11 protein-coding genes are annotated in these 11,676 nt (G+C 60.5%); 2 read left to right on the top strand and 9 right to left on the bottom strand.

Going from position 1 to position 11,676, the window contains the following annotated elements; translation table 11 throughout:
- Positions 1 to 109 precede the first annotated feature (109 nt).
- The 3 genes from BM070_RS23415 to BM070_RS23405 form a co-directional block, all read right to left on the bottom strand.
- Positions 110 to 1,186, bottom strand: a complete 1,077-nt coding sequence (locus BM070_RS23415; RefSeq protein WP_139222968.1) for a hypothetical protein — start codon at positions 1,184 to 1,186, stop codon at positions 110 to 112.
- Positions 1,187 to 1,210: 24 nt separating this feature from the next.
- A complete protein-coding gene (locus tag BM070_RS23410) occupies positions 1,211 to 2,383 on the bottom strand; it encodes a hypothetical protein (protein ID WP_092942640.1) in 1,173 nt (390 codons plus the stop codon).
- A gap of 153 nt (positions 2,384 to 2,536) precedes the next feature.
- Entirely contained in the window at positions 2,537 to 3,925 is a 1,389-nt protein-coding gene (locus BM070_RS23405; protein ID WP_092942637.1) for a hypothetical protein, read from the bottom strand.
- Positions 3,926 to 4,127: 202 nt separating this feature from the next.
- On the opposite strand from BM070_RS23405, the gene BM070_RS24645 reads away from it, so the two are divergent.
- Entirely contained in the window at positions 4,128 to 6,104 is a 1,977-nt protein-coding gene (locus BM070_RS24645) for a hypothetical protein (protein ID WP_139222967.1), read from the top strand.
- A gap of 70 nt (positions 6,105 to 6,174) precedes the next feature.
- Here the strand turns inward: BM070_RS24645 and BM070_RS23390 are convergent, their stop codons facing one another.
- From BM070_RS23390 to BM070_RS23370, 5 genes are all read right to left on the bottom strand, one after another.
- Positions 6,175 to 7,365: a hypothetical protein gene (locus tag BM070_RS23390; protein WP_092942629.1), complete on the bottom strand. Its 1,191-nt coding sequence runs from the start codon at positions 7,363 to 7,365 to the stop codon at positions 6,175 to 6,177.
- 255 nt (positions 7,366 to 7,620) lie between these two features.
- Positions 7,621 to 8,115: a hypothetical protein gene (locus BM070_RS23385; protein WP_175518596.1), complete on the bottom strand. Its 495-nt coding sequence runs from the start codon at positions 8,113 to 8,115 to the stop codon at positions 7,621 to 7,623.
- A 55-nt stretch (positions 8,116 to 8,170) separates the two neighbouring features.
- Positions 8,171 to 8,473, bottom strand: coding sequence for a hypothetical protein (locus BM070_RS23380; RefSeq protein WP_139222965.1), 303 nt, complete (start codon positions 8,471 to 8,473; stop codon positions 8,171 to 8,173).
- Between the two features lie 26 nt (positions 8,474 to 8,499).
- Positions 8,500 to 9,099, bottom strand: a complete 600-nt coding sequence (locus BM070_RS23375; RefSeq protein WP_092942620.1) for a hypothetical protein — start codon at positions 9,097 to 9,099, stop codon at positions 8,500 to 8,502.
- Positions 9,099 to 9,683, bottom strand: coding sequence for a peptidoglycan L,D-endopeptidase MepK (locus tag BM070_RS23370; protein ID WP_092942617.1), 585 nt, complete (start codon positions 9,681 to 9,683; stop codon positions 9,099 to 9,101). Before BM070_RS23370 ends, BM070_RS23375 begins: the two co-directional genes overlap by 1 nt.
- Before the next feature lie 21 nt (positions 9,684 to 9,704).
- Here BM070_RS23370 and BM070_RS23365 point away from each other — a divergent pair, with 21 nt between their 5' ends.
- Entirely contained in the window at positions 9,705 to 10,175 is a 471-nt protein-coding gene (locus tag BM070_RS23365) for a lytic transglycosylase domain-containing protein (protein WP_092942613.1), read from the top strand.
- A 21-nt stretch (positions 10,176 to 10,196) separates the two neighbouring features.
- Here BM070_RS23365 and BM070_RS23360 read toward each other — a convergent pair whose 3' ends face one another.
- Entirely contained in the window at positions 10,197 to 11,519 is a 1,323-nt protein-coding gene (locus BM070_RS23360; RefSeq protein ID WP_092942610.1) for an ATPase, T2SS/T4P/T4SS family, read from the bottom strand.
- Positions 11,520 to 11,676 lie beyond the last annotated feature (157 nt).

Below are 11,676 nucleotides of genomic sequence, written 5' to 3'. Positions count from 1 at the left end.
GCTGCGGCGACAGATCCGAGGGTCCGCCGTCACGGGAATGGAGGCGTTGGGCGATCTTGTCGTGGATTGCAGACATGACGTCTCCAGTTCTAAGGGAAGCTCTTGGATCTCAGGACAAACCGGCTTCGGGGCCGATGCGCCGCTCGGACGTCCAGCTCTGCTCCAGTTCCCGCCTTGCGTAGATCTGAAGGATGTCCGAAGCGATGTCGGCAGACATGTCCACGGCGTCGGTCACCATCACACGCACCTTCGTTTCCACGATCGGCGCCGACTCCAGGTACTCGCCGACCTGACGCAGGTGCTCGCCCATCTCCACGAGCTTCTCCGCGGTGGCCTCCCGCGGGGCCTTGGTGATCGCGTCCTCAGCGAGCATCTGGTACCCCTGCTGAAACGCCGTCATGGCTTTTTGCAGGGCGCCGCCGGCTTCAGCCGTCGAGTAAGCACCCGAGGTCATGTCTTGGGCCCCTGAGAGCAAGATGTCCCGCAGCGCATCCATCATTCGCCATTGGTCGCCCAAGCCCGCGGCCCAGGCCGCGTGCTGGCGAGGAGCCTTGGCCTCAATCACCTTGGCCAGTTCACCCCCGTCAGGATCGTTTGCGCCATAGGTGGCCAAACGATAGTTGCCCAGCAACTTGGCCACGAGCTGGTCTGACCGGGCCGCCCACACATGGGCTACATCGCGGTCGCCGTCACGTGCGAGAGTCTTGATGTACTCACCATTGGCCCGAAGGTAGGTGGCAAAGTCACGCGACACGAAGACATGCTTTGCCGGGCTGTAGTCCTGTGGGAACTCAGCGCGAATGCCCTGGGCTTGCAGCCCCAAAAGATAGTCCGTTGCGATCTCATCGTTGCTCTTGGAACCTGGAGCAATATCGCCCCGAAGTGGCGTCTTCAGGCCGTTGGGCTGGACCACCCGGCGACCATCAGCCGCATTCACTATCGAGTAGCCCAGACCGTGCAAGGTGCTCACAGGCGCCGGCCGGCGCACGAGATCCTCGTACTCATCGGGGTCGATCGCCTGGAGCTTGTACGCATTGCGGATGAATTCCGACGCGTCCGCCTTCACGTGAAGAGAGTTGAACTGGCGCTCGGAGCCCAGGAAGTTCATCACCTGGCGGCGCTCGTCATCGAAAAGCAGATCGACCAGGCGCAGGCCCTTTCCGGACCAGGTCAGCGGGTATTTCATGTCGGTCACCTTTGCCTTTTGCGTTCAGGGCGCGGGGCTCGACGCGTCAATCTTGCGCGGCCGCTCCGCAGCGAACTCGTTACGCGGCACCACATCGCCGTTTTGGTTGTGGAACACAGCGCTCTCCAGCCACTCCTCGGCGGAAGGAAGAGCACTCACGACCTTGACGATCTGGCTGCCCGGGTGGACGTCGTACTGCTCACCCTTGCTCATGCAAGCCATGAGGTACATCGAATCAGCCAGTGCCCGAGAGCCGAGCGTTTCCGTCAGGACGCCCAAGGTTTCGTGCTGTGCGAGCAGTTCGTCGTAGAAGCGATTGGCCTTGTCGTTCCGTGCGGCACGCAGGTCGGGCGGTTCAGCCTTGCGAGAATCAGCCAACGCCGCGAGGCCATTGAGCATCGAGTCGCTGTCACGGCTGCCTCCACCCCATGCGTAAACGATGTCCTGCTGCTCCACAGGCATCTTGTTCACCATGTCTAGCACCTCAGGCAGTTCGCCACGCTGGATCAAGATCTCCGCGAAGCGCAGAGCCTCGGCCGCACCAAGCGGGCTCGGCAGTTGCATGGGAACATTGCTCCGGTAACGCTCGACCTCGCTCGCCACCAGTTCGTCATACGTCTCCGAATCAGGGAAATTCGGCTCCGTGCACACATAGCGCCGATCCCAAGGCTGCGCCTGGACAACGCGAGCGTGCATGTAGACAGCCCCTCCCTCGGGACCGCCAACAGTGGTGATAGCTTCCTCAATGTCATCCGGAAGTTCCGGATTCTCGGCCGTGCTGAAGAGGTAGTGCAGCTCGAAACTCGGGGTGATTTCCGCCAGATGCACCGGCCGCTTGGCGTCGTAGAGATAGGCAGAAAAAACGCTCTTTGCATGCGCCTGGATCGCAGGATTCCAGCCGCTGGTTTCGTCCAGCAGCACCACCCGGAAATCCGGAACCTTGGCGAGAAGGTCGTCCTGAACTTGCAGGGCGGCATGCGCCGCCACGAACGTACCGATGGCACCCGATTCCAGTCCTTCAGCGATCTGCTCGATGCGCTGGGCCTCCGGTCCTGCCGTCTTCACATCAGCCTCAAGATACTCCAGGCTTTCGCGAAGCACTGCCGCGGCGCCGCTCGGCTGCCCCTCAAGGGCCAAGGCTCTTGCTCGGCCAAGGTCAGCATGAACGCGCCACAAATTGATCTGATCGGGTTCCATAGAAGCTCTCACATAGAAGGCGTGCATTAATCGAGACTTCACCGGCAGACAGGTTGTGGCTCACCAGGTCAGAACGCACCACATCCATGACCAGCCGGGCCACAAGGTCGAAGCGACCCAGCGGCTCCCGTAGGCATAGGTGTCAAGCCCGATTCAACCGAGCGAAGGACCGTCGTTCTTCGCAGCCAGAATCGCCGCGTAGGCGGGCGACAGCTTGGCCAGTCGCTCATCCAGGTTGACCGGCACCTTGTGCATCTCGGAGCTGCCATTGACGGCGTGGAAATGTGCGATGTCCCGCACGAAACCGTCGATCTGCTCTTGCGAGGGCGGAGCGGTCTGCAGACCGTTACCGATCGGTTCGCCGTGCGCCCGCAGACGGCTTTCGATCTCTTCCAGAGGCACCGGCTCACCAGACGCCCACTCTTTCTTAAGGCCGTACCCGGCGCGATCCATGGGCCAGCCAAGAGTCTGGTCGCGTGCAGAGAGCACCGTGACGGCATTCACCACATCCGTGCGGCCGTAGCGCTGGAATTCATACGTCTGGCAGACGACACGCCCTTCTTCCAGGGCCTTCAGCATGTCCACGGGAACGCCGACCAGGTACTCGTCGTCGCTACCCAGATTGGGGAACTCCTGCTTGACCAATTCGTCCACCTCGTCGCTCAGCACATCTGCGACGATCGCCTGCACAGTGCCGTCCATCGAGATGCTCTGCCCCGTCGTGGTGCGACCCCAGATGATCAGGCCATCGACAGCCTCGCCGTCGGAAACGATCTCGCCCCGCTTCTCCAACCAGTGCGCGAAATTCCCCGAGACGATCCAGTGCTCGTAGACGTCGATACTGTCGGGCTCGATGCGAAGGTCGTCGCAAGCCGCGCGCTGGGCATCTTCCTCGCTGCCGTATTCGTCGCGGGCCAGCACCGACATTTCGGCCACGAAATCGCCGAAGAGCTTCTGCAGAGAACTGGCCGAAGTGTTGTCCAGTTGCTTGGCAAGTTCCTCTTTGCCCTGGTATCGGGCGATGTCGCGAAGCGCCTGGAAGGCATCCTTCACATCAGCCGTGGCATCACCGATGGCAGAGATGAGTTCAGCGTCCAGATCGACGTCGTGCTCGTCGGTGACCGCCGACTTCAGAACGGCCGCGTCGGTGAAGCGATCCCAGCACCAGCCATCCAGGTCAAGCCCATGGTGCTGCGCGAAACCTTTCAGGTCCAAGAAGCAATCGCCATCGCCGTCGAGCGGGATGGTGTCCAGGTCAGACCATTGGAAGTAGTAGAAGGTACCGCCGTCCTCGACGATCTGGACGTCGTTTTCGTCACAGGCCGCAGCGTAGTCCAGCTTTCCTTCGAGAGAGCCCAGCTCTTCCTCATAGCGCCCCTCAGGATCGTTGCGCATCATGTCGATCACGCCGTACGCATTTGCATGGACGTGTTTGCTGATGAAATCACTGCACATGCGCTGAAATTCAGACGACTGCAACACAGTCTGGCGCATGGAGAAGGGAAGCTGAGCCAACAAGCTCTTGGTTTCGATACGGGGCATACAAAGCTCCTGCGGCACGCACGGCACCGCGAATTCACAACAATGGTGGGGGAATCCTACCTCAAAACGCCATGGACTCAAACCACCCGCAGCTCGCTTAAGCGAACATGCTCGCGGTAGCCATTACAGGCTCAGTCCCCCCGCCAGCCCGGCAATTTTGTAAACTGCTTGCTCACATTGTCGCGATAACCAAGGACCTCCAATGCTCAATCAGCAAGCACACGTCATCGTCCCACTGGAACTGCACGATCCCGCAGACCGCCCAGCCGCTGCCGCCGCCCTCGACCGGCTGCTGAAGGCGATGGGCGAGTCGTACGCGCACCGGAACCATGCATTCTCGATCAGCGCCCACGAATCGCTGGAGGCGGCCAACGCGGCCATCACCAACCCGGGCCGCGGAGTTCTTGGGCCAGACACCCAAGGTTTTCAGATCGAGAACACCGATCTCGATCACTCCATCTGCATCAAGGTAAGCAGCTTGGATGGCTCCCAATTGGCGACCGTCCAGTTGCTCAAAGCAGCTCTCGACGAGCACGTGCTGCAGACTCTCATCACGAAAGCCGCCGAGCCCGAGTACACCGATGCGCACGAAACTCTGGATGCAGCAATGCGCCGGCCCAGTTCGTTTCGGTGGGCACTCCTGAAGCCCGTCATCTATGACGTGTTGACGGACATCGCCAATCACTTGCCCAACTCACCCTACACAGAGTACGTGGACCTGTCCGAACGAGGCTCCTACGTGAAAGATGCGTGGGACGTTGATCCCGTGGATACGGCCTTTTCCGACCCATATGCGGTATCGAACAGAATCTGGGAGAAAAACACCGAATACGGCATCTCCAACGATCGCATCGCCGTCGGCGAAGCAATAAAACTCGCATGGACCGATGGTGCGGCAGAGGACGTGATGCCCCTGGCGACCACCCTCGGCTTTTCCGAGGAGGAAATCGAAGAATATCTCGACCAATTCGCCTCAGAACTGCTGGACCACCGCGGCGGTTCCGTGGAGCTGCAGCCGCAGGGCACGGTGTCCATCAATGCACGCCCCACCCGCGCCGGGCAAGAGATCTACATCACCTTCGACGGCATTTCGTCGTCCCGCCTCAACGCTGTGGTCGATGAAGACTTTCTGGCCATGCTGGACGCCCTCAAGGTCGATCCCAAGGCCTGGGTGGACTACCTGGCCACGTCCTCGGGTATGTCCAAGCCGAACTGGGACATCGACCTGCAAGGCATCATCAGCGATCACCTTCACCATGCACGCTTCGACTCTGAGACCGGCTATCACTGGGAAGGTGAAACAGTCGCCAAGGGCATTCGCGACGCGCTCATGCAAACCATCTTCAGCCCGCGCAGCAACGCGATCGAGGCACAGAAGATCGAGCAGGTGGTCGCACTGCGAAAACAGTACCGCGAGGCCATCAAAAACGATGCTTCGGAGGCAGACCAGCAGAGCCTGCGCCTGCGCATCGAGGAGGCCCAAGCCGCATGCTTCGACGAGGGCAACCCCGACTATGACACCGCAACCTACCTGATGGACATCGCGCTGGAGGTCGTGAAAGCCAAGGCAGAGGATCTGGACGCGCAGTGGCTCACCGAAGCCGGCGTAGACCTGAACAAGCTGGGCACAATCCAAAGCTCAAGGGAGCAGCTGGTCGCCTTCCCGCAAATGGCCCAGATGCCCAACTACTACATGGCCGTGGCCAACCTCAACACCGCCGGCTCTCTCAACTACGAGTGGTCCACCCCAGCGCACACAGCCACGAACGGCAACGCACTGATTGCGCTGTCGGATCTGGCGTCGATCATGGACAACGCCGCGTACAGCGGCACATTCATGTTCTCGTTCGACTGCGGCCTGGACACTCTGCAGGAGATCGGCGTAGCTTCTCAGGGAGGTGAAGCCGCTAACAAGGCAGTGCGGATCAACGGCGCCTACGCTCACATTCATTGCTTCAACAACGGTGCCGGCGCGGCAGAGCAGCTATCGGCGCCATTGATCATTCCACTTATCGACCTGGCCAGCAAGAAATGGGATCTGCGTAACGACGCGACCAACAGCTATGGCGTTGCCGGTGTCTTCGGCGACTTCCTGGCCAGCGACTGCCGTGTGGAGCTGCGGGATGCCGAGCCGGCGCAGCAGCTGCAGCGCGAGCAGGAGCCGGCACTGGCGCCATAACCCCCTCCCTGCCACCACGTAAAAAAGCCCCGTCACCGGGGCTTTTTCTTTGTCGCGGATGACATGGCCATCAGGGACTGAGGGCAGACGAATTCCCCAGCTCCGCTGCCGGTGGAGCCACCTGGCGGCCCGCCTCCATCTGCAGGATGGCCCAAACCGCCGGTACTTTTGTCACCATGGTGTCCGCCGCCGGCGCATGAGTGGACACACCCGCTGCCGCGAGAACCTCCTGCAGCTCCTGCCGAGTTGCGTCCCCCATGGGGCCCCAATCGCCAGAACCACGCTGCTCGGCAGCCAAGATTGCCCCGCCCTCATCCATGATCCAGCGCGTCCGCATTTCAACGCCCTGAATGACTACAGGCCAAGCCTTGGCTTCAAGGAACGCCGGCAGATCCGTGTACGCGCGCTTGCTCGCTGAAGCAAGCAGCGCAGCACAGACTGCTGGGCTTCCTAAAGCTTCTTGCTGCCAGGCTGCGACAGCCAAGCGCATAAAGCCCTCAGACCGCGCGCATTCCGCCGCCGACATAGGATCTCTCGCACGTTGGAACTTATAGGGCGAGATGGCCTTGCGGAACGCCAGATAGTCCTGATCGCCGTGCGAGCCGCCAAGACCGTACAGGCCAGGAACTTCCCGCATGATTTTGTCAGCATGCTCCTGATCCATCGTACCGTCGATAACCATGTCTCCAAGCTTGGTGGAGACCTCCATCAAGCTCCGGGTCCGGCTGGTCAGTGTGGGCAAGGTGAACAACTCCCCGGTAGGCCCTGGCCATACCGGCTGAGCACACAGCTGGACCAGCGCTGAACCCTTGATGCGGGACTGAGGAACGGGAGGGTGGATCAGACAGACACGCCCCTCGTTGATGTCGATCCAGTAGTGAGGCCCATCCGCAAAGGGATCAGCCACATCCAGGCCTGGCGCGAATGGATCAGATCTGGCCACACCGACAGCAGACCAACCATTCTCGAAAGCGGCGCAGTGGCGCGCTAACACGATCTTCTCGCCACCGGCCGACGCCGGCTCCGCCCAGATCGACTGGGAAGCCCAGTCACCCAGACTGCCGGACTCTTGTCCATCAGGCAAACGGCCCAGGGCGTAGGGAAGCGCCGTCACCTGGTCTCCTGCAACCACCAGAGGATAGCCAGTCCCCTCCTCCGGCCTGAAACCAGACGGGTAATGCAAGACGCCCACGAAGATGACGCCACCCGATACCTTACGCACGCAAAGGCGGCCAGAAGGGCTGAATTCAAACTGACTCATAGATTCACCTCACAACCATGGAGTAGGCATTGTGTCTCAACAGCGGACATCCACGACACAGGCCGAGAAACAGAAGTAGAGAGGCATCTGCAGCCCGTCCGAAGCGGAGGGCACGGGGAGGACCGAAGTTGCCATGGGGCACGCTGCCCCATCCCCCGCCCCGATCGCCACAAGGGCCGCCCCATGCGGGGCTGATCGGGTCCCCGCTGTTTATCAGCGGCAGAGGTTGGTCGGGAGCGCCAAGTAGCTTGATGCTCAGTGGACGGAAGGACCGATGGCTGCATCGGACTTGGACACGATGTCTATACGCACAGGCATGATCCCCAGCTCCATGGCGATCAGCAGCAGCTCCAGTTGGCGCGCCATATCGCTACTGGCAAGCTCCAAGAACGACTGAGCCCGGTGCAGGATGTGCGCCCGGCTATGCAGGTTCTGCAGGCCCTCCGCAGAGGACACCATGATGTTGCGGGCAAGGCTGGTGTCGCGTTGCATCCCCGCGAGAATGGCTCGAACCCCCTCGGTAAGAGGTTCGACACCGACTTGTTGCCCTGCGGCTTGCAGCGCCTGGCTCCGCGTGTACATCGAGCTTGCCGTCATCCGATTACACAACTCAAGGAACGCAAGACCGATGGCGGCCACCTGCTCGCGGCCGAGCGTGGCACCGACGCCGACGAGGGGGCCAACGACCTCACCTGCCTCAGGCTTGCGGCGTAACGCCAACGTCACGGCATCAAGCATCTCGGGGGCCAAGTGGCCTGCACCCTCCTCGACGCACAAATCGTACCCCCCAAGATCGACCCGCAGCTCAGACACGACTGCTACCGTCGAATAGGTCGAACTGCTTGCAATTACGCAGCATAGAGGGCTTCACTCGCACACCGATGTGCTTGGCAAAGGCACGCAGAGCTTTTGCACGTGAGTCTGAGCCTTCGACCACCTGGGGATATTTCATGACGAAGCGGATCGCATGACCACGCAAACGATCGGTGCTCGACCTGGCCGTGCTGACCTGCACTTTTCCGAGCTTCGCCACTTCATGCAGGGTTTTGCCCGTCTCAAGCAGCAACAACATGTTGAAGTTCCGCTGCAGGGTATTGGCGGTACGCATGTGTTCGACACTCATAGGGCCTCACATCACATCATCACGGAGGTCACCACGTCATCATGGTGCAGGATGAACGAATTTTGGCCATCCTCACTTTCGAAGTGATACATGGCAGAGGTGCTGGCGCCCCCCACAAAGCGACGGCCGGCGGCGAAGTTCAGCATCTTGACGCGCCCCCGCACGCCGATCAACCTTTCGATGTCAGCACGCGTGAAATAGAGCTGCTCGGAACCGCCGTCACCGGCACCACCCCGAGGATTCTTCAATTGAAGATCTCGGATGACGACCAACCCGGTGCCATCCGATGCATCCATGGCGTCACGGCTCTGGGCACGCATCTGGAGCCTGCGCAGGCGCAGCCATACGATGACCGAGCCACCGAGGACCATCATGAGAGCCATCATCACCGAGGCCATGACGACAGAGAGCGAGCGGCCGCCCATGACGGCACAGAAGGAGAGCGCCACACTGCCGCCCAACGCCCACATGCCAATGCGAGCCCAATCGCGAACCACTTCAGAACGGCTGTCGCCGCGCGATGCGCGCGCCAGCGCGCGCATCGCGCGCATCAGACAGTACAGGCCCATCAGCCCGGTCAGCACTTCCAAAATCGACGACACGTAATCCATCAGAAACCCCACTGTCGGACTGCTCCGCTGTCAACATGAACATGAGCCGCATAGAGGCCCACCCCACCTAGACCGAAGAAACGCGCGGCAGACGCATAATTTGCAAGGCCAATCCCTTCAAAGCGCCCATCTAACGCCTGCCCCTGCTTGTGCAGGCTCTTAGGTGCCGCACCGGGGATCGCCTGATTCGTCGATTCCACCCGGCCCGCATCCGTCAATCGGAAGACGAGGCGCTTGCCCGAATCGCGATAGGCCCACTCCTGTACGGCCCAAACCACATCCACAACCCTGGGGTCGTAATGCATCATCACGTCGGCCTCGACATCTCGCAGAAGCCGCAGCAGCGCAAACCAGACAGGAAGCTGCAGGCGCCCATCCCGGAAATACTCGAACTCCCCAGCTTCGCCAGTTTCCTTGCGGTACAACGTGATAGCGCGCGGTGCAAGCCAGAAATCCTGGTACACAGCCCCCCGCGGCGAAGCCATCGCTCCATTGCCCAGAAATGCCATCCCCAACCCGCCAAACACCATGCCTCGACGCTTCAGTCCAGTGGTTTTTTGGTCGCAGGAGCACGCGTTTTGCATAGCCTAAATTATAGTATCTTGATGCGATATTTTTATGGTGTTTTGCTTGGGATGGTCACTCAAAATGCCCTATCGGCAGACGCCGATCAATGCATAGCGGCTGCCGCCCAGTACCACCGCGTGAACGCCGAAGTTCTCCGCTCGATCTTGAACATAGAGTCCGGCTTCAAGCCTGGCACCGTTTCCAAGAACACCGACCAAAGCATCGACGTTGGAATGGGCGGAACGAACTCGATCCACTTCCCAGAGCTGGCCAAGTTCGGTATTACGCCGCAGCACCTCCTTGCGCCGTGCAACTCCATCTTCACCACAGCCTGGCTACTCGGCCGTGCCGTGCGCCGTCATGGCGAGAGTTGGTATGGCTACGCCGCCTTCCACAGCACCACCCCGTACTTCAATAGCCGCTACCAAATACTGATCCACAACGACTTGGTTCGGCGCGGAAGGAAAAATGGGACGCTGATCAGCGTCCCACCATTGAAGGCACCCTGAGCAAACGCCAGTTGCGCCGCCCTACTTGCCCTGCCGAATGAAGTACAGCTGGGTCTCGCGATCGGATGGCACCATCGCCGCCCGGCGGGCCTCGATGTCGCCGCGCTTGACGAGGCGGTCCAGCACGTTCTTGAACGATTCCGACAGACCCCCAGCTCGCCCCTCCCGGAAATCTTCCGCGAATTCAATGAAGGGCTTGTCGCTGCCGGTCAGGATGGCTTCGTCAAGCGCGCTCTGAATCGTCCGCCGCGCAACGCCTCTCCCCCCCGGATCACCGCTGCTGGCCCGGCAATCGAGAAGTTCGAAAGCAAGGAATTTCTGCCTCTCCTTTCCCAGGACCAAGGACTGCGCAATGACTCCGACGAGATTGCCCGACAGACCCATGCGATCCCCCTCACTGGCCAAGTAGCCATGAGCTTTGCGCACCGCACCAATTGCATTCGGCGCATGCAATGTCGCGATGACGAGAATGCCCGATTCTGCAGCGCGAACAGCTTCTCGCATGGTCGCTGAATCGCGAATCTCTCCGATCACGAGAATGTCGGGAACGAAGCGTAAAGCCTGCTCCACGCCGGCACTGAACGAGCCACAATCTGTCCCCAACTCCCGGGAGACGATAGAACTCTTGCGACGAGTGTGGATGTACTCGATAGGGTCCTCGATCGTGCAAATATTGCACGTCCGGGACTGATTGATCATGTTGATCATCGCCGCAATAGTCGTTGACTTGCCTGAACCCGTTGGCCCAGCGATCAGGATCAGCCCGGACCGCTGATCCAGCAATTGCTTGATGGGCTCCTCCGGCAAGCCGAGTGCATCAACAGAGTGGGGAACCTGGCGCAAACAGCGCATGATCGCGCCGTAACCGCCACCCTGCTGCTGCTGCACGGACATGCGCACGCGGTAGTTGCGACTGCGATCGTGGACGACCGGCCCCACGTTCATGGGCGGCAGTGGCCGCAGGACCAATGAGTCATCCAGGCCTGCAAGAGCCCTGTCCTCCCCCCTTTCTGCAACTTCGACTTGGTCAGCGATCTCCATGTCCTGCACAGGATAGGCGCTTCCACCAGCCTTTCTCACGATGGACTTCCATTCCTGGTTCGCCGTGCGGCCATCCACACTGAAGAACATGCCCATCGCCATGTCGAAGCGCTCTTCAGAGAACACATAAGGCTTATCGCCTTCATCTTGGTTCACCAGGTCTATCCATTCCTGACCAGCGATCCGGGCACGCATAGGCAGTCCCGGCTCGATGAGTATGTCAGTGAACAGAGCCCCCTGCTGTGACGTGAAGATACGCGTCACCAAGTCAGCCATTTTCAATGCCGCATCCTGATAGGCCATCTGCTACCCCCTTTAATTGCTGAGTCTGGATGCAAAAGCCGCGACCTCGGCCGGCTCCAGAAATTGCTGTAGATCGACGCGGAATCCCGCGCCACACGCTTCATACTTGCCGCCCTGGCGACTCGCCACGCAGGTGGAGCGATCCGCATCCGGCACG

It is taken from the genome of Paracidovorax wautersii, assembly GCF_900113035.1.
Lineage (GTDB): Bacteria > Pseudomonadota > Gammaproteobacteria > Burkholderiales > Burkholderiaceae_C > Paracidovorax > Paracidovorax wautersii.
This window is presented reverse-complemented; position numbering and strand designations above follow the sequence as displayed.